The sequence below is a fragment of the Pseudarthrobacter sp. NIBRBAC000502771 genome (assembly GCF_006517215.1).
GTDB classification, from domain to species: Bacteria; Actinomycetota; Actinomycetes; order Actinomycetales; family Micrococcaceae; genus Arthrobacter; species Arthrobacter niigatensis.
This window is the reverse complement of record NZ_CP041187.1, coordinates 663642-687982: the sequence shown is the minus strand read 5'-3', so window position 1 is coordinate 687982 and position 24341 is coordinate 663642. Positions and strand designations below refer to the sequence as shown.

Below are 24341 nucleotides of genomic sequence, written 5' to 3'. Positions count from 1 at the left end.
GTAGGTAGACTGGTCTACCTATCAACGTGCGAGGAGTGAACCATGGCTGCAGCAGGCCTCCCAACCCAAGGCCTCCCGGCCCCGGCACGGCGCCCGGCCCGCGAGCTGCTGCTGGAAGCTGCCGCACGGCTTTTCTATGCCAACGGCGTCGCAGCCACCGGGATCGACACCATCACGGCCGAGGCCGGAGTGGCCAAAAAGAGCCTCTACAACAACTTCAGTTCCAAAGCGGAGTTGGTGGCCGCCTACCTGGAGGCCAGGCATGAGGAATGGCTGGGCCTGTACCGCCGGCGGCTGGAGACGGCGAAAACGCCGCGGGACCAGGCCCTGGCGGTCTTCGATGCCTACCTGGACCACGCCAACTTCGCCTACCGGCACGGCTTCCGGGGATGCGGCCTGCTCAACGCCGCCGCGGAACTCCCGGCCGGCGATCCCGGGAGGGAAGCTGTGCGCCGCCACAAGGAGGAGGTCCAGGAGCTCCTGGCCGCGCATGTGGCGGGGTTGTTGCCGGGACGGGAAGAGCTGGCCCCCGCCACCGCGGCGCACCTGGCTTTCCTGCTCGAGGGTGCCATGGCCAGGGCCGGGCTGGAAGGCGATGACGGTCCGCTGAAGGAAGCCAGGAGCATTGCCGGGCACCTGCTGGACGCCCTATGAACGTCACGCACCACCCCAAAGCCCAACTCCGGGGAGCAATGTGCGTGGTGGCGGCCTCCGTCCTTTGGGGCACCACCGGGACCGCGGCCGCCTTCGCCCCCGGCGTGAGCCCGCTCGCCATTGGCGCCGTGGCCATGGGATTGGGCGGCCTGCTGCAGGCACTCTTCGCCGCACGGCACATCGCGGCCCAGGCGGGCAGCCTGCTCGGCCGGTGGCGCCTTGCGACGCTCGGTGCCGTGGCCGTGGCCGTCTACCCCTTGGCCTTCTACAGCTCCATGCACCTCTCCGGCGTTGCAGTGGGAACGGTCGTCTCAATCGGTTCCGCCCCTGTGGCGGCAGCCCTGATTGAACGCTTCGCGGACAGGAAACGGCTGGGCCGGCAATGGATCCTTGGGGCACTGCTGGGAGTCGGCGGCGCTGCGCTGCTCTCCTTCGCCGGGCACACGCCGGCAGGGCCTGCCCCAGCAGCAGCCGCACCGGCTGCTGCGGAAGCAGCCGCGGATTGGAGTCCGACGGCGGGAATCCTCCTTGGCCTGCTGGCCGGCACAACCTACGCACTGTACTCCTGGACGGCGCACCGCCTGGCGGCCACCGGGGTCACGTCCAGGGCTGCGATGGGGAGCATTTTCGGGCTGGGCGGACTCCTGCTGATGCCCGTCCTTGCGGTGACGGGCGGCCCGCTGCTGGAGTCCTGGGGCAACGTCAGTGTGGGTGCCTACATGGCTGTGGTCCCCATGTTTGCCGGGTACCTCCTGTTCGGCTGGGGCTTGGCCCGGGTGGGGGCAAGCACCGCCACCGGCATCTCCCTGCTGGAAACCGCGGTGGCAGCCGTCCTGGCCGTGCTGGTGGTGGGCGAAAGGCTCCCGGCACCCGGGTGGCTTGGCGCCGCCGTCGTCCTGGCCAGCCTGTTCATCCTGGCGCCGCGCCCCCGCCCGGCAAAAGTTCCAGCGGGGCAGCCGCGTGCTGCAGAACCTCCGGCGGCAGAATCAACCGGTGTGCTGCCGCCGGGCGCTCCGGGCCAGTACCGTGGGCCCCAGCAGCAGGCATGCCCCCAGCCCCAGCAGCAAAATCCCTAGCACCATTGCCCCCGGCGCGGGGATCCCGGCCCCGGCGAGGATGAGCACCACGCCGATCAGGGCCGCCGCCATGCCCGGGAACAGGCCTGCAGGAAGACGACGTGCCGGATAGCCGGAGAGCAGTTCCATGGCCAGGTGGGGATCATCCACGATCAGCCCCATTTCCAGCTCCTTGAGCAGGCGTCGCTCCTCGTCGGACATTGGCATGGCAGGCCCCTGCTTCCCTGGGAGGCGGTTTCGGTATCAAACCGTAGGAGCCTTCTACCACTTAGTCAATAGTTTCAGCCGCCCCCGGGCTGCCCTCATGCCGGGACGTCGTAGCGCAGCTCATCGCCCACAACCCGGACTCCATGGGTGGGTACGTGGGGTACGGCCTTGCCGGGTGGCATGAGGTGTTTAACGGGCAGCCCGGCCAGCAGCACGCAATGATCGGCGATGAGGCGGCGGTGGCAGCGCCACCAGAGGGTTTCGCTGCACATGATCGCTGTCCGGGCCACCTGGGATCCGGCCGCCAGTTCTGCGGCTGCCGCCAGGAAGTCTTCACTGCGCATGTAGCCGGCATAGGCTCGGAAAGAGTCATTCCGGAGGGCCGTGTCCGGGGAGTCCGGGAGCAGTTTGCGGAAGCCGCCCAGCCGTTTCTCCCAGCGGTAGCCGATCCCCGCCTCCGGAAGCCACACCGACAGGCGGTCCTTTCCGAAATGCGGATACTTGCGGCTGCCCGGGCCTATCCGGACATCTACCAGGGACGTCACGCCGGCGGTCTGCAGCAGCGCTGTGAAGTCCTCCTGGGATCCAGTGCCGTGGCCGATCGTGAACAGCGTCTCCATCCCGGCCATCATAGGCAGGTGCGGCGCCGCCGTACCTGGCGCCGCCGTACCTGGCGCCGCCGCGTGGCGGGCGCCAGGTACGGGAAGCCGGCTAACGTCGTCGTAACTCCGCGAACTCGATGGATGGCACGATGGCGCCCGCGTCCCGCTCCACGAAGTTGGTGCCCGGGGGCACCAGGTCGTCGATGGCGTCGAGTACCGTCTCGCCCAGCTGGACGTCGGCGGCGCGAAGGTACGCCTGGAGGTGTTCTTCGCTCCGCGGACCGATGATCACACTGCTGATGGCGGGATGCGTCAGGGCAAACCCTACGGCCAGGTCCACCAGGGACAGCTCCAGCTTGTCTGCCAGGCGGGCCAGCGAATCCTTGGCCAGCAGCTTGCGCTCGCTGGTGGGCCCGGACATGTCGTACCGGCCGGGAAGCGTGTGCACCCGGGTGGCGGGCTGACCGGATTCCAGGACGAAGCTGCCGGAAAGCCAGCCGCCTGCCAGGGGTCCGTACGCGAGGACACCCACGCCATACTGTTGGGCAATCGGCAGTACGTCGCGCTCGTTGCCGCGGACCAGCATGGAATACGGAACCTGGTTGCCCATCGGCGGGATCAGGTGGTTGGTGGTGGCCAGCCACTGTGCTTCCACCAGTTGGGCCGGCGTGAACACCGAGGTGCCGTAGTACAGGATCTTGCCCTGGCGGATCAGGTCGTTCAAGGTGGTGATGGTTTCCAAGACGTCGGTGTTGTAGTCCGGCCGGTGTGCCTGGTAGAGGTCGATCCGGTCTGTCTGCAGCCGGCGGAGGCTGCCTTCCACGGCCTGGGTGATCCAGCGCCGCGAGTTGCCGGAGTGGGCCGGGTTGGGGCTCATCTGGCCATGGAACTTGGTGGCCAGGAAGACGTCGTCCCTGCGGCCCCGCAGTGCCCGCCCCACCACCTGCTCCGATTCGCCCTGCGAGTAGACGTCGGCGGTATCAACCGCGGTGATGCCAGCGTCCAGCGCCGCATGGATGATCCGGATGCTTTCCTCCGCGCCGGTAGGGGCACCCTGGCCGTTGCCGGTCCCCTCGCCGAAGTTCATGGTCCCCAAAGTGAGGGGGCTGATGGGGGTTCCCGACCGCCCGAACACGCGCAGTTCACTCAGGCTCATCTCCGGTCTCCTCCATTCAGTGGCCATGCCCTGGATCGTCACGACGCTACACAGATTCGGCAGGCCGGCACAGATTTCCGTTTTAGTCCTTCTCTTTTCGTCGCACGGAGTAACCAGAGCAGCGGGGATGACGAATTGTGGCGCCCAAACAGCCGGAAACAGCGCTTATATTGAGGCATGGGCACCCTCAATAACGACGAACCGTTCGTCCAGTTGCACGACCTCATCATCGGCAGCAGCAACGTTGCTGACTTCCTGTCCGAACTCTCGGCTGTTGCCGCGTCAACGCTCAGCGATGCCGCAGGCGTCTTCATCGAATGCGGGGTTACGCTCCGCCGCCGCAAGCGCAGCGCCACCATTGCCGGCAGCAGTGAACGGGCAGCCGTGCTGGACAAACTGGAGCAGGTCCTCGGGGAGGGGCCGTGCATCGCATCCCTGGATGCCATGCAGCCAATGATCCTGTCCGACGTTGAGACCGATACCCGGTGGCCCGAATACCAGAAAGTGCTGGCTGACAACGGGTGCCGCAGCGTGCTGGGAGTTCCCCTGGCGCTGGACGCCGACCAGGCCGCCGCGCTGAACTTCTTTGCCGCGGAACCCGGCGTCTTTGCTCCCAAAGTCCTCCGCACGGCGGAGGGGTTTGCCGACCTCGCCGGCAGGGCGTTGAGGCTGGCCCTGCGGATCGCCGACGCCCAAAACCTGGCGGATGACCTGAAGGCCGCCATGGCAAACCGCACCACGATCGACCTGGCGTGCGGGGTGATCATGGCGCAGAACCGGTGTACCCAGGATGAAGCCATGGCCCTGCTCACCAAGGCGTCCAGCCACCGGAACCAGAAGCTGCGGGACCTGGCCGCTGAAGTCCTTGGCCGGGTGAGCGACGGGCCGGTGACCACGCACTTCGATCCGTAGCCCGGCCGGATCCGCCCTCAAGCTTTTCCCGCCCCGCTGCATGCTGCGTGGCTTTCGCCCCTGCGCTGCCCTGCAATAATCTGAACCAACGGTTGTGCACGGGGGTGTGAGCGCCCGGCACGACAGGCAGCACTGTAAGTTCCGGGACCATCACAGACGAGGCGGACACCCATGACGGAAGCAGACCAGCAGCACGCAGCACGGCCAACGATGCCCGAAGATCCTCCTGCCGCTGCCCCCGGGACGGTGGATCCGCACCTGCTGCAGCAGCTGGCCGACGCGCATGGCGTGGGTACGTCCTTCCAGGGCTGGGACGGCCTGCCGCACTCCGTCGCCGAGGGCACGCTGATCAAGGTACTTGCCGCGCTGGGGGTGGAGGCCCACACCAACCAGCACATCGAAGCCGCCCTCGCCGAGGTGGAACTGGCGCCCTGGCGGCGGATGCTGCCGGCCGCCGTCGTCATCAAGCAGGGCGAACCGGCCCAGGTTCCGGTCCACGTGCGGGACGGTGCCACCGCGAGCCTCACCATCACCCTTGAAGGGGGAACCGGATCGCGGGAGGCGCTCCAGCAGGACATCTGGATCCAGCCCCGGCAGGTGGACGGCGTTTCCACCGGGCGTGCCACGTTCTCCCTGCCCGAGGACCTGCCTTTGGGCTGGCACACCCTGCACGCGGAGTCGGAGGGTGCCGCAGCCACTGCCGCGCTGGTGGTCACGCCGGCCAGGCTGGACACGGCCAAGCCCCTTGAGGACCGGCGCGGCTGGGGGCTGGCCACGCAGCTTTATTCGGTCCGGTCCAAGCGGTCATGGGGCATCGGCGACTTTGCGGACCTTGCGGACCTGGCGGCCGTCAGCGGCGCACGCGGGGCCGACTATGTGCTGGTCAACCCGCTGCACGCCGCGGAGCCCGTCCCGCCCGTCCAGCCCTCGCCCTACTCGCCGTCCACCCGCCGGTTCTTCAACCCCCTCTACATCCGGATCGAGGCTATCCCCGAGCTGGCATACCTCCGGCCACGGAAGCGCGCGGCCCTGGAAAAGCTGCACGAGGAAGTGGCCGGCCTGAACAGGGACGGCACCCGGCTGGACCGTGACGCCGTCTACGCGGCCAAGCTGCAGGCACTGGAGATGCTCTACCACACCCGGCGTTCGCCCTCCCGGCAGGCCGCCTTCGAGGAGTTTTGCCGCGTCTCCGGCCCCGGCCTGGACGATTTTGCGCTCTGGTCCGCCATCCGCGAAGACCTTGCTCCCGCCGATCCGTTGTGGACGGATCCGGAGTGCGCCATCGGAACACCGGCCGCGGAGGCATTGCGGGAGCAATTGGCGGACCGGATCGGGTTCCACCGCTGGCTGCAGTGGATCTGCGACGAGCAGCTGGAAAGCGCGCAGCAGGCGGCGCTCCGCTCCGGCATGCGGCTGGGCGTGGTGCACGACCTCGCAGTCGGCGTGGACCACAACAGTGCCGACGCGTGGACACTGGGCCGTGTACTGGCCCCAAACACCAGCGTGGGTGCGCCGCCGGACATGTACAACCAACAGGGCCAGGACTGGGGCCAGCCGCCGTGGCACCCGGCCCGCCTGGCCGAAGCCGGCTACGAACCGTTCCGCAACATGCTGTCCAACGTGCTGCGCCACGCCGGCGGCATCCGCGTGGACCACATCCTGGGCCTGTTCCGGCTGTGGTGGATCCCCATCGGAAATGCGCCGGGGGACGGTGCCTACGTCCGGTACGACCACGAGGCCCTGATTGGCATCCTGGCCCTTGAGGCGCACCGTGCCCGTGCCGTGGTAATCGGGGAGGACCTGGGCACCTTCGAGCCCTGGGTGCGTGACTACCTCGCGGACCGCGGCATCCTGGGCACGTCCATCCTGTGGTTCGAGTACGACGGCGATTCGCCCCTTGCACCGGAAAAGTACCGTACACAGGCGCTCGCCAGCGTAAATACCCATGATCTTCCGCCCACGGCCGGCTACCTTGCCGGCGACCATGTGGGCCTGCGGAGCCGTCTTGGCCTGCTCGAGCGGTCCGAAGAGGAAGAGCGGGCCGAGCACAACGCATCCCTGGAGAAAATGTTCGCCCTGCTGCGTGAACGGGGCTACCTCTCCGAGGGGACTGCTGCCGGGGCCGGCCAGCAGTCCGCGGAGGAGCACACCATCGAGGCGCTGCACCTCCTGCTGGCCCAGTCGCCGTCGGTATTGCTGGGCGTGGCGTTGGTGGACGCGGTGGGGGAGCGGCGGCTCCAGAACCAGCCCGGTACCACGGAAGCCCTGTATCCCAACTGGCAGGTTCCGCTGGGCGGCCCGGACGGCAGGCCGGTTTACCTTGACGACCTTCCCGGCAACAAGCGGTTCAACGCGCTGCTCGCCGCGGTGGAGGGATCCCTGCACGGATCCTGAGCAGCTGGTCAAAGAACGATGGCCCCGCCACTTCCTCAAGCGGCGGGGCCATGGTGCTTTCTCCGCTGGCCTAGCCTGCGGTGATCACGTGGGTGACGTGGTCGTACCGGAAGGTGACCGGGCCGCCGTCGTGCTCAAACACGATGTTGGCCCCGGGCGTTGCGCCGCCGGCCCCGTAACTGGCGTCCCAGGACTTGTTGAGGGCCGCCTTGAACTCGTAGCTCCCTGCCGGCAGCTCCGGCACGGTGAGCTTCCAGACGAGGTCTGCCGGGTCCAGGGCCAGCTGGGCTTGCTGGCAGGCCGGCTCCCAGTCGGTGGCGCAGCCCAGCTCGCTGTCCATGCTTCCCGCCGCCGCCACGGCGGACGGCTGCTGTGAGGCGTAGACGGCGCTGAGCAGGTGCGTGCTGTTGTCGTAGCGGAAGGTGACTGGTCCGCCGGGATGGTCCAGCACGATGTTCTGGCCATTGAACTGGCCGTCGGCACCGTAGTTTTCGTCCCAGCCGCCGTTGAGCGCTGCCTTGTATTCGTACTTCCCGGCCGGCAGGTCGGCGGTCAGCCGCCAGATGCGGTCCGCCGGGTCCAGGACCATCTTTGCCTGCTGGCATGTGGGATCCCACTGCGCCGTACAGCCCATGGCCTGGTTCAGTGATCCGGCCACAGTGACCGAATCGGGTTGCGGGGCCTGGCCCACGGTGACGGTCCGGGTGCCGCTGGTGACGTTGAAGCCCGTGCCGGCCATGACGGCACGGTATTGGACCTTCGTGCCGTCAGCCAGCGTGGAAACATCATCGGTTGCCGAATACACCGGGGACGAGGAATCGGTGCCCACCGCGGTCCAGTTCCCGCCGTTGACGCTGCGCTCAAAAGACACAACGTTGCTCGCCTTCTCAGGATCGGCAGTGGCGCTAAGTTCCACCTTTCCCTCCACACTGCTGCCTTCGGCGGGCTTCTGCAGGGTCAGGACCGGCGCGGGGACGCTTGCCCGACGGCTCTGGCTGGCGGCGGTATGGCCGCCGTTGTCCAGCACGGTGGCGCGGTACTCCAGGGCTGTGCCGGCGTCCAAATCCGCGACGTCGTGGAACACCTGGTACGGGGCGGTGTCATCCGTGCCGATCGGCTGCCATTGGCCGCCGGCCGTCCGGGCTTCGAAGGTGACCTCATTGAACGAAGAACCCTCGACGTCGGCCGTCACGTTGATGCGCCCGTTGTCGCCCGGGGCTGCGGCCGGCTGCTGGAGGGCGACGGCGGGCGCAGCCTTCGAGTGCGGGATCCGGCCTGCGGATTCGTAGACGACGGCGGAGAGCGGCGGCACGGTGACCGTCAGCTTGGCATCCTCCGAGGTTTTGGCCTCGTCGGGTCCTTCGCCGTAGATCCGCGTGTAGCTGCGCTTGGCGATGTAGGTGGGGATGGGGGCTGTCTGCGGCTGGGCGCTGTTGTTCAGCGCGACCACGTATTCGCGCTGGTCCTGGGCGTCCGTGCGGGAGAAGGCGTAGATGCCGGGGCCATCCGAGGCGTAGCGGTGCTGGTGGGCACCGTTCCGCAGTGCGGGATGCTCTTTGGTCAGGGCAGCCAGCTCACGGATTTTGGCGTACAGCGGGTGGCTCGGGTTGAAGTTGTCCGTGGCGTGCGTGGCATCGGTGCCCAGCAGGTCGTCGTCAAGGTACTCCGGCACCTTGCTGGCGAAGAGCGTCTGGCGGGCGTCCTGGTCCCCGCCGGGGCCGGTGAAGCCCTGTTCATCGCCGTAGTAGACCACCGGGTTGCCGCGGGAGAAGTACATCAGCTCGTGGGCCAGTTCGTCGCGGGCAACCTTCTCGGCGTCGCTGGCTGCCGGGTTGTCCTGGCTGATGAAGCTGCCGATGCGGCCCATGTCGTGGTTGCCCAGGAAGGTGGGGAGCTCATAGACGTTGGAGTCGGCGTCGGTGTACCAGTCGTCACCGGCGAAGAACGTTTGCAGGGCCCTGGCGTCCTGGCTCTTGGATGCGAAGTTGCGGGCCGCGTCCTGGAAGGGGAAATCCAGGACTGCCTGCATCTTGTTGCGGGTGGTGAACTGCGAGGTGAAGCTCTTGCTGGTATCGAAGACCTCGCCGAACATGAAGAAATCGTCCTTGCCGTGCTCTTTGGCGTAGGTGAGGACATTGGGGCCGAATTCCTGCCAGAACTCGTTGTTCACATGCTTCATGGTGTCGATGCGGAAGCCGTCCACGCCGAAATCGCCGATCCAGGACTTGTAGATGTCCTCCATGCCGTGCACCACCTTGGGGTTTTCGGTGAACAGGTCATCGAGGCCGAAGAAGTCCCCGTACATGGAGTCCTCGCCGGTAAAGGTGGTGTCGCCACGGTTGTGGTACAGGGTGGGGTCGTTCAGCCAGGCCGGGACTTTGAGGTTTTCTTCGCCCGGTGCCAGGACGGGCTTGTAGGGGAACGAGGTGTTCGCGTCCAGTTGGGGGAAGGCACCGGTGCCGGCGTAATCGCGGTCGTCGAAGGGTTCGCCGGAAGCTGTTTTGTAGGGGACGGTGTCCTTGGACACGTAGCCCTTGCGGTCGCCTTCCTGGTAGCCGATGACGTCAGCGGTGTGGTTGGTGATGATGTCGAAGTACACCTTCATGCCGCGTGCATGGGCCTCGTCGATGAGGCCCTTCAGTTCGTCATTGGTTCCCAGGTGCGGATCGATCTGGGTGAAGTCGGTGACCCAGTAGCCGTGGTAGCCGGCTGACTTGTCCTCCGGCTGGACTGCCTTGTTCTTGAAGCTGGGGGTCAGCCAGATCGATGTGGTGCCCAGGCCCTGGATGTAGTCGATCTTATTGCGGAGGCCGGCCAGGTCGCCGCCGTTGTAGAAGCCCTTCTTCGTGGGATCGAAACCGGAGACCATGGGGTCGGGTCCGAGGCCGCCCTGGTCGTTTGCAGTGCTGCCGTTGCTGAAGCGGTCCGCCATGACGAAGTAGAAGTTTTCGTCGGTAACGGGACCGCGGAGCGAATGCAGGGCTTCTGCAGAGCCTTGGTTCTTGGTGCCGGGGTCCTTGGAACCCGGGCCGTTAGGGGCGGCATGGGCGGGGAGGACTGCGGCGGAGACGGCGACGGCGGCCGCAAGAAGACCGGCCGCGGAGCGGGCTGCAACGCGTTTCCGGGTTGGCTTGGTTGTTGAGGGGCGAATTGTTACGGCTGGACTGGCCGGCTGGTGGGCGCGTGGGGGAGCGCCGGGAGGGGTGCGGAATAGCAAGGGTGAGACCTTCCTGGGAAGCAGCGCTGCTGTACAGGCTTGCCGTTGACATGGGGATGCGGCAGGAGGGTTCGAAGGACAGCATGCTGCCTTGTGAACCGAGTCACAACTGTAAGCGCTTGCACTGAATTACTCCAGTGTTTAGGGAAGGGGACCTTCGGGTGGATCCGCCGGGGCAGCAGCGCTATCCCGCGGCTACCACTGCGGTGGGCGACGGGACGTTGACGGTGTGCCTGATTGGTCCGGGGAGGCCGGTGATGGGATCCAGCTCAAACGTGGCGATGTTGTGTGAGCGTTCATGCGCCACGTGGAGCAAGTTCCCGCGGACCATGTGGTGGCGCGGCCAGTTCCCGCCGCTGTCAAAGTCCTTGACGGGAATCAGTTCGGTGCCGTCCCCGGAGACTTCCAGGACACTGATGAGATTGGACCCGCGCACGCCGGCATAGGCGAAGTTTCCTTGCGGGCCCAGGCAGATCTCGGCTGCGGAGTCGCCTTGCTGGCTTCCGCCGGCCGTCGCGGGTCCGCGGAATACCAGCTCGTAGGTGCCGGCCTCGGGGCGGACTACGAAGACTTCCACGGAGTACTCCGAAACTATGAAGACGTTCCCGTTCTGGTGCTGCACCAGGTGCCGCGGGCCACTGCCATAGGGGAGGACGACCTCGTGGTCCGCCACCAGCCCGGCGCCTGCCTGGTAGGTCCAGATACGGAGGGTGTCGTGGCCCAGGTCGGTGGTCATGATGCGTCCGTCCAACAGCATCAGGCTGGCGTGGGCACGGCTTTGCCTGGGGCTTCCGGGCGGGAGGGCGGCGTGGGGATCAACCGATGGTGCGGCGGGAAACCGCCGGGTCATGCCGCCGTCGGAATCCAACTCGTAGAGGAGGACCTGCCCGTCGCCCCAGCAGGCGGCAGTAACAAAGCGGCCGTGCGGGTCAACGGCAACATGGCAGGTCGCCTCGCCGGCAAGCTGCGGTTCCCCGTGGGCCTCCAAAGCAGCTTCGCCGTGCCGGCGGTACGCCTGGACTTTCCCGCGCTGTTCGGCCGCCGCGTACACCACCGGCAGGGTTGGGTGTACAGCAACGAACGACGGCGATTGTGCTTCGACGGCCGTTCCCAACCATTCCAGGCTGCCGTCCAGGTGCGCGCGGACGGCGCCGATACCGTCCGCGCGGCCGCCGCCGTCGGGCGTGTACGTGCCGATCCACTGGATATTGGTGGCTGGACTGTTGTTGGCTGCGCCGTTGGTCATGGTCCAATCCTGCCAAGGTTTAACCCCCTATTCCCGTACCCCGGGCGGCCGATTAGCATGGGGTTTCCGGCAGTGGAAGAGCGGAGGCGGGCGTGGTTAGGGCTGAATTGATGTCGATTGTCCGCACCGGGCGCTCTCCGGAGACCTGGGCCTGACCGGCGTGGAGGTGACCCTGGGCTGCCCGGAGGGCGGTGTTCAGCCTTCTCCCGGCTCGCGGGCTGTCCATGGCCAGTCCGGGCCGCCGGGCTTCAACCAGATCGTGTCCCGGTTGCGGTCCGCCGGCTGTGTGTTCGCCGAAGATGAGGCCCGGCTCCTCCTCGCTGAGCGCGCCGGCCCCGCGGAACTTTCACTCAGTGTCCAGCGGCGGGTGGAAGGCGTCCCCTTGGAGCACATCCTGGGATGGGCTGAGTTTGCCGGCGGCCGTGTTGTGGTTGCGCCCGGCGTCTTCGTGCCGCGGCGACGCACGGAACTTCTGGTCAGCGAGGCCCTGGATCTGCTGCTTGGCGAGGCCTTGGGCCTGCCGCCAGACGCCGCACTGCCGGTGCCTCCGGTAGTGGTGGATCTCTGTTGTGGATCCGGGGCCGTGGGAACGGCCATCCTGCGAAGCGCCCCGCACGTGGAACTGCATGCAGCGGATATCGAGCCTGCTGCCGTAAGGTGCGCCCGGCGGAACCTGGAGCCCCTGGGTGGCCAGGTTCATGCGGGTGACCTGTTCGCAGCCCTGCCGCGTGAACTGCGTGGCCGAATCCGGGTGCTCGTGGTCAATGCTCCCTACGTGCCCACGGAGGCAATCCGAACCATGCCCCCCGAAGCGCGGTTGTACGAACCTGCGGCATCCCTCGATGGCGGTCCTGACGGACTGGACTTCCACCGACGCGTCGCCGCCGGGGGCATTGGATGGCTGGCTGCCGGCGGGCACCTGATCATCGAAACCAGCCAGCGGCAAGCTGCCGGCACCTCCGCAATCCTGGCCGCCGCCGGGTTCGGCACACGGACAGTCCATTCGGAGGAAGTGGACGGCACCGTGGTCGTCGGGCGCGTGGCGGCAGGAACCCACTGACACCGTCCTCCCCCTCCCCAGTATCCGGCCTGCCGCCTGGAGGATCGAGCCAACCAGGCCCAGCAGCCGTGGACCGCACGTAGCGATCCTTCTAAACCGTCCGGAAAACCCCAGTACGCCAGGCTGCGCCCTACCGGGCTGCGTTCCCTATTCGTGTTGATGGGGTGGTGGTGGGGGTTTGAAGTAGTGGTTTTGTTGGGGTGTTTGGGTGGGGTCGATGTGGGGTGGGGGGATGAAGGCGGGTGTGCCGGTCGTGGTGGTGATGGTCCATTGTTCTTTGTGGATGAGGTGGTGGTGGTGGCTGCAGAGCAGGACGCCGTTGTTGGTGGTGGTGGGTCCGCCGTGTGACCAGTAGGTGATGTGGTGGGCTTCGCACCAGGGTGCGGGAATGGTGCAGCTGGGGAAGGCGCAGCCTTGGTCGCGGGTGGTGAGGGCGGTGCGTTGGGCGGGGGTGAAGAGGCGGGTTTTGCGGCCGAGGTCGAGGATTTCGCCGTTGGTGCCCAGGAGGGCGGGGATGGGGATGATGTCGGCGTCGCAGGCGATTTTGCGCAGGGTGGCCGCGGCGACGGGGCCGGTGAACGCGAAGGTTCCTGTCCCTGCTTCCGCGCTGTGGTCTTTTCTTGCGGAGGTGGCGGCGTGGGTGGGGAAGAGGTCCCGGTAGTGGATGGTGGCGACGATTTGGGGTCGGTTGCCGCCGGTGGTGGGCAGGGTGTTGGTGGCGAGGGCGGTTTTGGCGGCGGTGATGAGGCCGTCAAGTTGTTTTTGGGCGCGGGTGCGCCGGTCCAGGTCAGGCAGGTCGGGCAGGGCTGCTGTTTCGGCTGTTCGCCTGCTGTGTTCGGTGCCGGTGCCGGGCGAGTCGCCGGTGCTGGTGGCTGGGGTGGTGGTGCGGGGGTTGGTGGCGGTGTTCATGACGGTGAGGAGGTGTTCGTATTGGTCGGTGGTGGCGAAGATTTCGAGGTGGTGCAGGCCGTGGCGGGGTTTGCGGATGAAGGCGCCTTGGGTGTTGCGGAGGGCTTCTTCGGTGGGTTCGGTGCCGTCGGCGTCGATGGTGTCGGTCCAGCGTTGGGCCAGGCGGGTGAGGAAGTCGGGGTCGGTGTTGGTGGCTGCGGTGGTGAGGTGCTCTTCGATCCGGTCCAGGGTCTCTGGGGTGGTGTGGTGTTGGAGCCGGTCCAGGGTGGCGGTGATGAGGGTCGCGGCGTGGGAGGACACGGCGGTGCCCTGAACCATCCGGGAAGGGTCGATGGAGTCCGTGCCGGGTGTAAGGGCGGCGGCAAGGTGGAGCCGGGGTGGTGTGAGTGGTTCGCCGGTCAGTGTGCTGCCGGACAGGGTGTGCTGTGCGAGGGTGAGTCGGCGGCGGGCTTCGCGGATGGGGATCCGAAGCCGGAGGCGGAGGAACTCTGCGGTGTTGCGGCACCCGTCATCGGCCGGTGAGGGCACGGCAGCGTGGGTGGTCCGGGCCGCGGCCTGGGTGATGGCCTGGGTACGGGTCCGCTCCACGGCACCGGCGGCCAGGAGCTGAAGATACTCCACGGTGCGGGCCAGTTCCTCGGCGTGGCCGGCGTAATCGGCCGCCTCGCTGTAGGTGGCGATGGCCAGCAGGCCGGGGGCGGCCAGGGCGGCGGTGGCGAGTTCTTCGGCAAGCGCCCCGAGGATGGCAGGGCCGGATCCCTCCCCGCCGGGGACGGCGCGAAGGCGGGCCGGACCCGTCCGCCGGCTGCCGGCGTCGTCCGCGTTCCCGCTGAACAGCCCGCCGTACAACACACCGAACGACTCATCCAGCTGCTCCCCAACTGCCTCCATGACCACACTCTGCCAGCCGCCACTGACAATGAAGAGACCCCACAACCCCTATGTGGAAAACGGGGAAACTGCGATGGGTGTGCCAGTTAAAAACCGCCGGCCGCCGCGTCCCCCAAGGATCGCGACGGCCGGCAAGGCGATTCAGTTGTAGCACAAAGGCTGGTCATTCCCATGTCATGCGGCGGGACCAGCGTCATGGATGACCGGTGAAGCGTCGATTAGGACTTCGTGGCGGTCCCATCGGAGGTACCAAAGTTGGTGGTCTCCGGGTGGGTGCTGTGGGCGGGGATGTGGTCCTCACCCAGGGCGTCGGCGGGGCCGGTACCCGTTGAAGGCCAAGCAGAAGTGCCTGCTGCAGCATGACCCGCAGAAGTGTCGCGGTGCATTGCAGAGCCGATCACTGTGCCTGCCCTGCGTGCGGCTTCCCCAAGCTGGTCGGCCACTTCAGGCGCTTTTTCCTTGATGGTTTCCGTCGCCACCGAGACTTTGTCCTGCACCGGCTTGCTGTCCCAGATGCCGGCCGCGCGGGCCTTCAGCTTGTCGTAGGCAGCACGGCCTGACCGCGATCCGAGGACGTAGCCCACGGCAACGCCTACACCCAAAAGAAGCTTGTTTTTCACGATGATCTCCTGCTCTGCGAGAAGGTTGTCAGTCCCGGCTAGGGGCGTGACGCCAGTTGCCGGGGAAAATGAAAGCCGGCCCGGGGATGATGTCCCCAGGCCGGCTTCCTGGCGTGCCCGTGCAGTTATCCGCGGGCGCTGCGCTTGGTGACCATGCCGTAAATGGCAAGGACGATCAGCGAGCCGACGATCGCCAGCAGCCACGTCTGGATCGAGAAGAACTCCTGCAGTCCACTGCCGAAGATCATCCCGCCCAGCCAGCCACCGAGGAAAGCGCCGACGACGCCCAGCACCATGGTGATGATCCAGCCGCCACCCTGGCGTCCCGGGAGGATCGCCTTAGCGATCGCACCGGCAATAAGTCCGAGAATCAGAAATGCAATAAATCCCATTTGAAGCTCTCTTCCTAAGTAAAGGAGGCCTCCGGGTCCCGGAGGCACTTCATCCTTCTGGCTCAATAGTAATCATGCTTACTATCTTTTTGCCAACCCCGTTTCTGGAAAAAAGTGCAGTTCAGGACGGTTTTAGTGCCCCGTCGTGTCCGAGTCATTGCCTGCCCCTGGGCCCTCGTCCAGGGCCGCTAAATCAGCGAGATCCTGCGGGTCAAGGACGAAATCGAACACGTCCAGATTGTCGGCCATCCGGGTGGGGGAAGCCGTCTTGGGAATCGTTACCAATCCGTTTTGTACGTGCCACCGCAGGACCACTTGGCCAGGGGCTTTGCCATGCTTTTCCGCCAGCCGGGAGAGGATGGGAGCAGCCAATAAACCTGCCCCCGACCCGCCCAACGGACTGTAGGACTCTGTCACAATGCCATGCCGGTCATGGAATTCCCGCTCTGCGCGCCGCGTGATAGCCGGGCTCAGCTGGATCTGGTTCACCGCCGGCACAACGTCAGTCTCCGCCATCAGTCGTTCCAGGTGCGCCGGCTTGAAGTTGGACACGCCTATAGACCGGACCTTCCCCTCAGCCTGCAGGCGTTCGAACGTCTGCCACGTGGAAACGTACTGGTCCCTGCCGGGAAGCGGCCAGTGAATCAACAACAGGTCCACGTAATCCAGGCCCAGGCGCCCCAGTGACCCTTCCAGGCCGGCCACCGCGCGGTCGAGGCCCTGGAACTCGCCGTCGAGCTTGGTGGTGATGAAGAGCTCGCCGCGATCCGCGCCGCAGGCCCGGATGCCGTTCCCGACGCCGCGCTCGTTGCCGTACTTCACGGCCGTGTCGATGTGCCGGTACCCGGCTTCAACAGCCTGCACGACGGCGGCGGCCGCCTGTTCGTCGTCCAGCGGCCAGGTGCCAAGCCCCAGCTGCGGAATCCTGTTGCCGTCATTGAGGTGGATGAGCGGTGCAAGTGTCATGCGACCAGTCTGCCCCCTGCGGGCCGTCCCGGCTCCCGGTGCCCGCGATTCGGGACGGCCCGCAGGTTACTGCCGGTGGAGCCTAGGCCGGTTCCTCCGCCAATTTCCGCTTCAGGATCTTGCCGCTGGGCCCCAGCGGGAGTTCGGAAAGTATCCTGACCACGCGCGGGTACTTGTAGGCCGCGAGCCGGGCGCTGGCGAAGTCCATCAGCTCGGTCTCGGTGACTGTCGCCCCCGCGTCCAGGACGATGGCGGCCGCGATTTCCTGGCCGTGGACGTCGTGCGGGACGCCGTACACGGCCGCGCTGACCACGGCGGGATGGGTCAGCAGGACTTCCTCCACCTCCCGCGGGTACACGTTGTAGCCGTTCCGGATGATCATGTCCTTCTTGCGGTCCACGATGGTGAGGTAGCCGTCGTCGTCCTTGGTGCCAAGGTCGCCGCTGCGGAACCAGCCGTCCACCACGGCCTCGGCGGTGGCATCGGGCCGGTTGAGGTAGCCCTTCATCAGCAGGTGCCCCCGGATTACCAGCTCGCCGAGTTCCCCGTTGGGCAGCAGCTCGATCCGCTCGGTCACCTCGGGACGGGCGATCTCGATGTCGACGCCCCAGATGGGAATCCCGATGGTGCCCGGCCTCGGCTGCATGCCCACGTGGTTGAAGGCCGCCACCGGCGAAGTTTCCGTCAGGCCATACCCTTCATGGATTTCCACGCCGAAGACGTCGCGGAAACGGTCCATCACGGCGAGCGGAAGGGATGCGCCGCCGGAGATGCCGTACCGCAGCGCGGTGGGCCGTTCCGCCACGGTCTTGGCAGCTTCCAGGAGCGCCACATACATGGTGGGCACGCCAAGGAAGATGTTGACGTTGTGCCGTGCCAGCAGCTTCAGGGCATCCGGGCCCGTGAACCGGGGCATCAGGACGATGGTGGCCCCGGCGCGCAGGCCCGTGTTCAGCACCACCGTCTGGCCGAAGGTGTGGAAGAGCGGCAGCCCGCCGAAGAGGGTGTCGCCCGGCCGGAAGTCCATCACGCTGGTCAGCAGGACCGACGTCTGCTCCACCAGGGCGAAGTGCGTCCCCAGCGCACCCTTCGGTTTGCCGGTAGTGCCGGACGTGTACAGGATGGTGGCCGTGTCCGATGGGCGGCAGGGTTCGTACGTCCGGATCGGCTCCGCGGCGGCCGCCTCCGCTTCCAGCCGTGGAAACCCGCCGTCGTCGGGCGCCATGACCGTCAGCACATCGACCCCGCTGGCCGAAGCACCGGCAGCGCCCTCCGTGAGCAGGGGAGCGGCGCAGATGAGCAGCCGGGCGCCACTGTCCTGCAGGACGTATTCGATTTCGCGGGCCTTCAGCAGGGCGTGCACCGGGACGACGATGGCGCCGAGCGAGAGGATGGCGTAATACACCCGCGCGAAGTCCGGCACATTGGGGATCAGGACGGCGACGGCGTCTCCCGGACCAACGCCGCGGGCGCGCAGCGCACCGGCGTAGGCGCGGGTCTGGCGCCAGAGGTCGCCGTAGCTGACCTGGTCTTCACCGACAACCAGGGCGATGCTGCCGGGAGTCCTCTTGGCTGATTCAGCGAGGATCGCTGCGACGGAGATGGTGGCGAAGCCGTCGGCGGAGTTGGTGTTGGTCATGTCCTGCTTCTTCGTTGGGATGGTTACGCGGTGAGGATGAGGGCGTCGCCTTGGCCGCCGCCCCCGCAGAGGGCCACGACGCCGATGCCTCCGCCGCGGCGTTTCAGCGCCAGCGCCTGGTGCAGCACCAGGCGCGCGCCCGAGGCGCCCACGGGGTGGCCCAGCGCAATGGCGCCCCCTTCGGCGTTGACGGTTTCGGCGTCGATGCCGAGATCGTTGGCGGACTGGATGAGGACTGACGCGAAGGCCTCGTTGATTTCCACCAGGTCCAGCTCCTGGACGGTCAGCCCCTGGTCCTTGAGCGCGCGTTCGATGGCCCGCGCCGGCTGGGAGTGCAGGGAGCCGTCGGGGCCTGCGGTCTGGCCGTGGGCGCCGATCTCGGCAATCCACTCCAGGCCTGCTGCTTCCGCGGCTGCCTTGCTGGCAATGACCAGCGCCGCGGCGCCGTCGGAAAGGGGCGACGACGACCCTGCCGTGATGGTGGCGGTGTCGGCCTTGGAGAACGCAGGGCGGAGTTGGGCCAGGGATTCCGCTGTCGTGTCCGGACGGATGCCCTCGTCGTGTTCGAGCGTCACGGCAGGTCCCTTGCGCTGCGGGATGTCGATTGGTGCGATCTCCTCCGCCATGATCCCGGCCGCGCGGGCGGCTTCGGCGCGCTGGTGGGACCGGGCCGCCACGGCGTCCTGTTCTTCGCGCGTGATTCCGCGTTCGGCGTTGCCGGAATCGGTGGCCTCACCCATCAGCTTCCCGCTGACCGGGTCCTGCAGTCCGTCGTGGTTCAGGGAGTCAAGCATGGGGGCATCGCCGATGACGACGCCGGCGCGCAGCCCGGGGACCAGGTGCGGTGCGTTGGTCATCGATTCCTGGCCGGCGGCCACGATGAAGTCGGCTTCCCCCGTGCGGATCATCCGGGCAGCGTCGATGACGGCGGTGAGTCCGGACAGGCAGAGCTTGTTGATGGTGATGGTGGGGACGTCCCAGCCGATTCCGGCGGCCAGGCTGGCTTGGCGTGCGGGGCCCTGGCCCGCTCCGGCCTGGATCACCTGGCCGACAATGACGGCCCCGATCTGCTCCGGCGCCACGCCCGTGCGTTCCAGTGCAGCGCGGATGGCATGGGCGCCCAGTTCGCTGGAGGAAAAGGGCGTGAGGCCGCCGCGGAACCTGCCGAACGGGGTGCGGGCGCCGCCCAGGATGACGGGGATGTTGGCGTTCTGGTTCAAGAACAGTCCTTTCGGGGGATGGCGGGTGGCGGAGCCGGGTGGTCAAGGCTCAGGCGAAGGCGGAGGTACCGGTGATGCCGCGGCCGATGATGAGCGCCTGCATGGTTTCGGTGCCTTCGTAGGTGTGGATGGCTTCAATGTCGGCAAGGTGCCTGGCAACCCGGTTTTCCAGCAGGATGCCGTTGCCGCCCAGCAGGTCACGGGCGTTGGAGGCGATGCCGCGCGCGGTCCGGGTGCAGGTGTACTTCACCAGCGATGCCTGCTCGGGCGTAAGCGTCCCGGCCTCATCCAGGCGCGTCATCTGCACCACCATCAGCTGCATGGTGGCCAGTTCGCTGAGCATCCGGGCCAGCCGTTCCTGGACGATCTGGGACGCGGCCAGCGGACGGCCGAACTGCTTGCGCTGCCTGGCGTACTGGACGGCCGTTTCGTAGCAGGCCGTAGCGTGGCCGACGGCGGACCAGGCAACGCCCAGGCGGGTCGCCAGCAGGACCCGGGCTGTGTCCTTGAAGGTACGTGCGCCCGGCAGGACGTTTTCTTCCGGGACGAAGACGTCCTCCAGGCGGATGTGGGCCTGCCAGATGGCGCGGAGGGCAAGTTTGCCCTCGATTTTCCTGGCGGTGTAGCCGGGGGAGTCCTGTGGAACCAGGTAGCCGTGGACCTGGCCGTCGTCGCCCCGGGCCCAGACGACGCTGACGCCGCCCACGGAACCATTGCCGATCCATTTCTTTTCGCCGTTGAGCAGGAAGCCGCCCTCCGTGCGGGTGGCAGTGGTTTCCAGGGCCACGGAGTCGGAGCCATGGGTTGGTTCCGTGAGGGCGAACGCCGCGTATTCCGTGCCTTTGGCGATCGCGGGCAGCCAACGCTCCTGCTGTGCCGCGGATCCGCACTCGGCAACCGACCGAAGGGCCAGGCCGCCCTGGACCGCAATCATCGTGGCCACGGATCCGTCTCCGCGGCTGATTTCCATGTTCACCAGGCCGGCGGCCATGCTGCTCATGGGCGCGAAGCCCTCCACCGTGATGCCATCGCGGAGCAGGTCCAGTTCGCCCAGGCGGCGGAGGAGGTGCAGCGGGTATTCCCCGCGCTCCCAGTAGCCGTCAATGACAGGGAGGACCTCATCCTGGACGAAGTTGCGGGCTCTGTCCCAGTACCTGCGGTCCTGGTCGCTGACGCCGGCCAGGATGGATGCGGGGTCCGTCCCGAGGGCTTCGGTCAGGACATACTCCGGCTCTACCGTCCCGGACGGGAAGCCGGCAGGGTCTCCGGTGCCGGTGGGCGCGAGGCTGGGTGACGACGTCGTCATGTATCTGCATCCTTTGAATCAGCGGCGGCGCTGGGGCCGGGGCCGTGTGGCGTGCACCACACGGTTCAAGGATGCTATGAAACGCAGTTCCACGTCAAGAAACTGAGTACCACGGCGGCGGCAGCGAGCTAGGGAAGGGCGTCGAGGACGGCCTGGGCGATCGCTTCCCTGCCGGCCTGGCCCGGGAGAACGGTGACGACGACGGTCGGCGCGGGTTGTGCGGTGGCGGCGGCACCAAGGAGTGCGGGCCGGAAGGTTTCTGCCAGGGTACGAAGTTCGGCGGCGAGGGCTGCGGCCCTTTTCCGGTCCCCATCCCCAGCATCCGCGGGGTCGGGCGAGGCGCGGAGCCATTGCCGGAGGAAGGCATTATGCACGGCTACCACGGCTGCGGCGAAGGCCACGGCCTTGTACCCGCTCCGCCCGTCCTGCGGCAGCCGCTCGTTCAGGTATTGCAGGAATGCCCGCTCGTACCGGTGCGACGTGACCAGTTCCCGGTCCCTGAGGGCCGGAACCGCCTGCAGGAGCCCATACCGGGCCCGGGACGTATCGCGGTTCCGCACATGGTGTTCGAAGACCAGCAGTGCCGCGTCCGCGACGGCGGCCAGGGGCTCGAGCCTGGATTCCGCGAGCCGGTCATTCACCTGGCGCAGGATCCGTTCGTGGTCGGCGAAGACCACGTCCTCCTTTGACCCGAAGCGTCGGAAGAACGTGCTGCGGCTCATGCCCGAGGCTTCGGCAAGTTCCTCAACGGACGTTGCATCGAAACCCTGGCCGGCCAGGAGCGCGATGGCGGCGGCGACAGGTTTGTCGACGGGCTGTTCTGAAGGGGGCAACGTCATGCGCCGAAATTAGCACAGCCGGCAGGCGCCGTCGGGCCACCGCTGGATGCGGGAGGACCCAGCGGTGACTGCAGCGCAGGCTCAGGCGCCCTGCCGCGCCCAGCCGGTGAGCTTGTCCGAGAGCTGCATGAAGGCCTCGTTGACCTGCTGCAGCTCCGGGTGGCTGTCGTACCACTCAACAATCTCCCGTGCACCGTCCGCGAACGGGATCGTGGCCGTGTAGTCCGGGACCAGGGACTTGATCTTGGCGTTGTCGAAGACCACCGAATGGGACCGGTCGCCCAGGAGGTTGGAACCCAGTTCGGAGTCGCGGGCGGCGATGGTTTCGGACGCCACGTGGACCAGTTCGGGTTCCTTGACGCCGGCCGCCCTCGCGAAGAGCCGGTAGATCTGGTTCCAGGGCAGATATTCGTCGGAGGTGATGGTATAGCTTTCACCGACTGCCTGCGGCCGGCCGAGCAGGCCCACGAACGCCTTGGCGAAGTCCCTGCTGTGCGTCAGCGTCCACAGGGAAGTACCGTCGCCGTGGACCATGACCGGCAGCCCGGCGCGCATCCGGTGAATGTCAGTCCAGCCGCCCACCATGGCGATCTTGGTGCGGTCGTAGGTGTGCGACGGACGCACCACCGTCAGCGGAAAGTCGTCCTCCCGGTAGGCCCTGAAGAGTAGCTCCTCGCACGCGATCTTGTCCCGGGAGTATTGCCAGAAGGGGTTCTTCAAAGGCGTGGATTCGAGGATCGGGAGCCTGGTGGGCGGCTTCTGGTATGCGGAGGCCGAACTGATGAACACGTACTGGCCCGTCCGCTCCCGGAACAACTCCATGCTGGTTTGCGCCTGGTCCGGAGTGTAGGAGATGAAGTCCGCCACGGCGTCGAACTCCCTCCCGCCCAGCACCTCCCGCACAGCCGCTGCGTCACGGACGTCCGCGTGCAGCACTTCCGCGCCTTCAGGGGCAGGCCTGCCTGACTGGCCGCGGTTCAAAATGGTCAGCCGGTGGCCCAGCGCGGCGGCGCGTTCTGCCGCCGCCGCGCTGATGACCCCGGTGCCGCCGATGAAGAGGATGCTCCTCGGCGCCACCGTCTCCGTGGCGGTTGGGCTCACCACGCGTAGTCTTCCGGTGCCGTACGGTGCCCGGGGAAGATGTCGTCCAACCGCTTGAGGGCGTCGGCGCCAAGGGTGACATCCAGTGCGCGGATGGCGGCGTCCAACTGTTCCTGCGTGCGTGGGCCCACGATCGGCGCCGTCACCGCGGGTTGGTGCAGGAGCCACGCCAGGGCCACGTCGCCGGGTTCGTGGCCCAGTTCGTCCGCGAAGTCCTCGTACTCGCGGATCTGGCCCTCATGCTTCTTCAGCGTTTCCGCGGCCCGTCCTTCGGTGCGGCGGACGCCCTGGCGTTCCTTTTTCAGTACCCCGCCCAGCAGTCCGCCCTGCAGCGGCGACCAGGGAATGAGGCCCAGCCCGTACTGCTGTGCCGCCGGGATGACTTCCAGTTCCACCTGGCGCATGAACAGGTTGTAGATGGACTGCTCGCTGACCAGGCCGGTGTAGTTACGTCGGCGCGCTGCTTCCTGGGCCTGGGCGATGTGCCAGCCGGCGAAGTTGCTGCTGCCCGAGTACAGGATCTTGCCCTGCTGCACTGCCACCTCGATGGCTTGCCAGATCTCATCCCACGGGGTGTCGCGGTCAATGTGGTGGAACTGGTAGACATCGATGTAGTCGGTCTGCAGGCGCTTGAGGCTGGCATCGAGGGCGCGGCGGATGTTCAGCGCCGAGAGCTTCGACTCGTTGGGGCGGTCCGTCATGGTGCCGTAGAGCTTGGTGGCAAGGACGGTGTGCTCCCGGCGCTCGCCGCCCTTGGCGAACCACCGCCCGATGATTTCTTCGGTCCAGCCGCGGTGGTCGGCTCCGCCGTAGACGTTGGCGGTGTCGAAGAAGTTGATGCCGGCTTCATGGGCCGAGTCCATGATGCTGTGGGCGTCCGCTTCCTCGGTCTGCGGCCCGAAGTTCATGGTGCCCAGGCAGAGGCGGGAGACTTTCAGGCCGGAGCGGCCCAGATGGGTGTACTGCATGGAGAATCCTTTCAACGGGTAAGCATGCCAAGCCGGTGGTTGGGCAGGCTGGAACCTACATCTGGGTGAAGGAGGCGACGGCGGGATCGGAGCCAATGCGCGCGCCGGTCTCCAGTGCGGTGATGGCGGAGATTTCGTCCGCGGACAGCTTCAGGGACGAAGCCGCGAAGTTTTCCCGGATGCGGGCAGGGTTCGCGGACTTGGGAATGACGATGTTGCCGCTGGCCAGGTGCCAGGCGAGCACCACCTGGGCGGTGGTGGCATCGTGGGCGGCGGCGATCGCGGTGACGGCGTTTCCATTGAGGTCCCCGCCCTGCCCCAGGGGGCTGTACGCCTCGACGGCGATTCCCAAATCGCGGCATTTGGCGGCAAGGTCTGCCTGCTGGTAGCTGGGGTGCAGCTCGAATTGGTTGACGGCCGGCACGGTTTCGGTGGATTGCAGCAGGGTGTCCAGGTGGTCGGAGAGGAAGTTGGAGACTCCGATGGCGCGGATTTCCTTGTTCTCGTAAAGCCGTTCCATCTCCTTCCATGCCTGGACGAAGAGGCCCTGCGACGGAACCGGCCAGTGGATGAGGTAGAGGTCGATGAAGTCCAGGCCCAGTGCCTTGCGGCTGTTCTGGAATGCCTCCTGCGCCCTGCCCTGTTCGCCGTTGCGCAACTTGGTGGTGACGAAGATGTCCTCGCGTGCGATGCCTGTGGCGGCGAGGGCTGCCCCGACTCCTGCTTCGTTCCGGTAGGCGGCTGCGGTATCGATGTGGCGGTAGCCCGCTTCCAGGGCGTCCTCCACGGTCCGCTGGGTATCTTCCGGCGGGACCTGGAAAACACCGAAGCCAAGCTGGGGGATGGTGACGCCGTTGTTGAGTGTCAGCTCTGACATGGGAGTGCTCCTTTTGGAAGGTGGTGCCGGAGTTTGCTGCCGGCTGCCCCGCGGAAGAGAAATCGGTTTCCACTGGCTCATTCCTGAGC

General features: G+C 66.9%; 21 protein-coding genes. 5 read left to right on the top strand and 16 right to left on the bottom strand.

The features are described 5' to 3' along the window. Nucleotides 1-42 precede the first annotated feature (42 nt). Both NIBR502771_RS03275 and NIBR502771_RS03270 read left to right on the top strand, forming a co-directional pair. Nucleotides 43-654: a TetR/AcrR family transcriptional regulator gene (locus tag NIBR502771_RS03275; RefSeq protein ID WP_141158455.1), complete on the top strand. Its 612-nt coding sequence runs from the start codon at nt 43-45 to the stop codon at nt 652-654. Further along, the gene (locus NIBR502771_RS03270) at nt 651-1730 is read left to right on the top strand and encodes a DMT family transporter (protein ID WP_210411319.1); all 1080 of its coding nucleotides are present in this window, start codon (nt 651-653) and stop codon (nt 1728-1730) included. Before NIBR502771_RS03275 ends, NIBR502771_RS03270 begins: the two co-directional genes overlap by 4 nt. On the opposite strand, the gene NIBR502771_RS03265 is transcribed toward NIBR502771_RS03270, so the two are convergent. The 3 genes from NIBR502771_RS03265 to NIBR502771_RS03255 all read right to left on the bottom strand — a co-directional run bounded on the left by NIBR502771_RS03265 (nt 1641) and on the right by NIBR502771_RS03255 (nt 3695). Then, nucleotides 1641-1937, bottom strand: coding sequence for a DUF3040 domain-containing protein (locus NIBR502771_RS03265; protein ID WP_246839795.1), 297 nt, complete (start codon nt 1935-1937; stop codon nt 1641-1643). The two genes, NIBR502771_RS03270 and NIBR502771_RS03265, sit on opposite strands and share 90 nt — an antisense overlap. A 95-nt stretch (nt 1938-2032) precedes the next feature. Next, nucleotides 2033-2557 carry a DUF488 family protein gene (locus NIBR502771_RS03260; protein WP_141158454.1) on the bottom strand — a complete coding sequence of 175 codons (525 nt, stop codon included), beginning with the start codon at nt 2555-2557 and terminating at the stop codon, nt 2033-2035. Nucleotides 2558-2648: 91 nt separating this feature from the next. After that, nucleotides 2649-3695 carry an aldo/keto reductase gene (locus NIBR502771_RS03255; protein WP_141158453.1) on the bottom strand — a complete coding sequence of 349 codons (1047 nt, stop codon included), beginning with the start codon at nt 3693-3695 and terminating at the stop codon, nt 2649-2651. Between the two features lie 177 nt (nt 3696-3872). Here NIBR502771_RS03255 and NIBR502771_RS03250 point away from each other — a divergent pair, with 177 nt between their 5' ends. Together NIBR502771_RS03250 and malQ are read left to right on the top strand one after the other, a co-directional pair. Next, on the top strand, nt 3873-4607 hold the full coding sequence (locus NIBR502771_RS03250) for a GAF and ANTAR domain-containing protein (protein ID WP_141158452.1): 735 nt from the start codon (nt 3873-3875) through the stop codon (nt 4605-4607). Between the two features lie 171 nt (nt 4608-4778). Then, nucleotides 4779-7001, top strand: coding sequence for a 4-alpha-glucanotransferase (gene malQ, locus NIBR502771_RS03245; protein WP_210411318.1), 2223 nt, complete (start codon nt 4779-4781; stop codon nt 6999-7001). Nucleotides 7002-7071: 70 nt separating this feature from the next. Here malQ and NIBR502771_RS03240 read toward each other — a convergent pair whose 3' ends face one another. Together NIBR502771_RS03240 and NIBR502771_RS03235 are read right to left on the bottom strand one after the other, a co-directional pair. Then, nucleotides 7072-10218 (bottom strand): alpha-amylase family glycosyl hydrolase, encoded by a 3147-nt coding sequence (locus NIBR502771_RS03240; RefSeq protein WP_141158451.1) that lies wholly within the window; start codon nt 10216-10218, stop codon nt 7072-7074. Nucleotides 10219-10402: 184 nt separating this feature from the next. Beyond that, nucleotides 10403-11464: a beta-propeller fold lactonase family protein gene (locus tag NIBR502771_RS03235; protein WP_141158450.1), complete on the bottom strand. Its 1062-nt coding sequence runs from the start codon at nt 11462-11464 to the stop codon at nt 10403-10405. A 268-nt stretch (nt 11465-11732) separates the two neighbouring features. Between NIBR502771_RS03235 and NIBR502771_RS03230 the strand changes: the two genes are divergently transcribed. Continuing rightward, nucleotides 11733-12524: a putative protein N(5)-glutamine methyltransferase gene (locus tag NIBR502771_RS03230; protein ID WP_141161391.1), complete on the top strand. Its 792-nt coding sequence runs from the start codon at nt 11733-11735 to the stop codon at nt 12522-12524. Nucleotides 12525-12671: 147 nt separating this feature from the next. Here NIBR502771_RS03230 and NIBR502771_RS03225 read toward each other — a convergent pair whose 3' ends face one another. From NIBR502771_RS03225 to NIBR502771_RS03175, 11 genes are all read right to left on the bottom strand, one after another. Then, nucleotides 12672-14324: an HNH endonuclease signature motif containing protein gene (locus NIBR502771_RS03225; protein WP_141158449.1), complete on the bottom strand. Its 1653-nt coding sequence runs from the start codon at nt 14322-14324 to the stop codon at nt 12672-12674. A gap of 218 nt (nt 14325-14542) precedes the next feature. After that, nucleotides 14543-14944 (bottom strand): YtxH domain-containing protein, encoded by a 402-nt coding sequence (locus tag NIBR502771_RS03220; RefSeq protein WP_141158448.1) that lies wholly within the window; start codon nt 14942-14944, stop codon nt 14543-14545. 125 nt (nt 14945-15069) lie between these two features. Further along, complete coding sequence (locus NIBR502771_RS03215) at nt 15070-15336, bottom strand: GlsB/YeaQ/YmgE family stress response membrane protein (RefSeq protein WP_141158447.1); 267 nt, start codon at nt 15334-15336, stop codon at nt 15070-15072. Between the two features lie 132 nt (nt 15337-15468). Next, a complete protein-coding gene (locus NIBR502771_RS03210; protein ID WP_141158446.1) occupies nt 15469-16302 on the bottom strand; it encodes an aldo/keto reductase in 834 nt (277 codons plus the stop codon). Between the two features lie 82 nt (nt 16303-16384). Beyond that, a complete protein-coding gene (locus tag NIBR502771_RS03205; protein WP_141158445.1) occupies nt 16385-17941 on the bottom strand; it encodes a long-chain fatty acid--CoA ligase in 1557 nt (518 codons plus the stop codon). A gap of 23 nt (nt 17942-17964) precedes the next feature. Continuing rightward, on the bottom strand, nt 17965-19161 hold the full coding sequence (locus tag NIBR502771_RS03200) for an acetyl-CoA C-acetyltransferase (RefSeq protein WP_141158444.1): 1197 nt from the start codon (nt 19159-19161) through the stop codon (nt 17965-17967). A gap of 49 nt (nt 19162-19210) precedes the next feature. Continuing rightward, the gene (locus NIBR502771_RS03195) at nt 19211-20467 is read right to left on the bottom strand and encodes an acyl-CoA dehydrogenase family protein (protein WP_141158443.1); all 1257 of its coding nucleotides are present in this window, start codon (nt 20465-20467) and stop codon (nt 19211-19213) included. Nucleotides 20468-20595: 128 nt separating this feature from the next. Continuing rightward, nucleotides 20596-21306: a TetR/AcrR family transcriptional regulator gene (locus NIBR502771_RS03190; protein ID WP_141158442.1), complete on the bottom strand. Its 711-nt coding sequence runs from the start codon at nt 21304-21306 to the stop codon at nt 20596-20598. An 81-nt stretch (nt 21307-21387) separates the two neighbouring features. After that, nucleotides 21388-22410, bottom strand: coding sequence for an SDR family oxidoreductase (locus NIBR502771_RS03185; protein ID WP_141158441.1), 1023 nt, complete (start codon nt 22408-22410; stop codon nt 21388-21390). Beyond that, complete coding sequence (locus tag NIBR502771_RS03180) at nt 22404-23375, bottom strand: aldo/keto reductase (RefSeq protein WP_141158440.1); 972 nt, start codon at nt 23373-23375, stop codon at nt 22404-22406. The genes NIBR502771_RS03185 and NIBR502771_RS03180 overlap by 7 nt, the downstream gene beginning before the upstream one ends. Nucleotides 23376-23430: 55 nt before the next feature. Further along, entirely contained in the window at nt 23431-24252 is an 822-nt protein-coding gene (locus tag NIBR502771_RS03175; RefSeq protein ID WP_141158439.1) for an aldo/keto reductase, read from the bottom strand. Between the last annotated feature and the right edge of the window lie 89 nt (nt 24253-24341).

Bases quoted from the DNA above. Each gene is read 5' to 3' on its own strand.
- NIBR502771_RS03255 (WP_141158453.1), bottom strand. From the start codon at position 3,695: ATGAGCCTGAGTGAACTGCGCGTGTTCGGGCGGTCGGGAACCCCCATC.
- NIBR502771_RS03250 (WP_141158452.1), top strand. From the start codon at position 3,873: ATGGGCACCCTCAATAACGACGAACCGTTCGTCCAGTTGCACGACCTC.
- NIBR502771_RS03205 (WP_141158445.1), bottom strand. From the start codon at position 17,941: ATGACCAACACCAACTCCGCCGACGGCTTCGCCACCATCTCCGTCGCA.
- NIBR502771_RS03275 (WP_141158455.1), top strand. From the start codon at position 43: ATGGCTGCAGCAGGCCTCCCAACCCAAGGCCTCCCGGCCCCGGCACGG.
- NIBR502771_RS03190 (WP_141158442.1), bottom strand. From the start codon at position 21,306: ATGACGTTGCCCCCTTCAGAACAGCCCGTCGACAAACCTGTCGCCGCC.
- NIBR502771_RS03260 (WP_141158454.1), bottom strand. From the start codon at position 2,557: ATGGAGACGCTGTTCACGATCGGCCACGGCACTGGATCCCAGGAGGAC.
- NIBR502771_RS03235 (WP_141158450.1), bottom strand. From the start codon at position 11,464: ATGACCAACGGCGCAGCCAACAACAGTCCAGCCACCAATATCCAGTGG.
- NIBR502771_RS03195 (WP_141158443.1), bottom strand. From the start codon at position 20,467: ATGACGACGTCGTCACCCAGCCTCGCGCCCACCGGCACCGGAGACCCT.
- malQ (WP_210411318.1), top strand. From the start codon at position 4,779: ATGACGGAAGCAGACCAGCAGCACGCAGCACGGCCAACGATGCCCGAA.
- NIBR502771_RS03180 (WP_141158440.1), bottom strand. From the start codon at position 23,375: ATGCAGTACACCCATCTGGGCCGCTCCGGCCTGAAAGTCTCCCGCCTC.
- NIBR502771_RS03210 (WP_141158446.1), bottom strand. From the start codon at position 16,302: ATGACACTTGCACCGCTCATCCACCTCAATGACGGCAACAGGATTCCG.
- NIBR502771_RS03270 (WP_210411319.1), top strand. From the start codon at position 651: ATGAACGTCACGCACCACCCCAAAGCCCAACTCCGGGGAGCAATGTGC.
- NIBR502771_RS03225 (WP_141158449.1), bottom strand. From the start codon at position 14,324: ATGGAGGCAGTTGGGGAGCAGCTGGATGAGTCGTTCGGTGTGTTGTAC.
- NIBR502771_RS03265 (WP_246839795.1), bottom strand. From the start codon at position 1,937: ATGCCAATGTCCGACGAGGAGCGACGCCTGCTCAAGGAGCTGGAAATG.
- NIBR502771_RS03215 (WP_141158447.1), bottom strand. From the start codon at position 15,336: ATGGGATTTATTGCATTTCTGATTCTCGGACTTATTGCCGGTGCGATC.
- NIBR502771_RS03175 (WP_141158439.1), bottom strand. From the start codon at position 24,252: ATGTCAGAGCTGACACTCAACAACGGCGTCACCATCCCCCAGCTTGGC.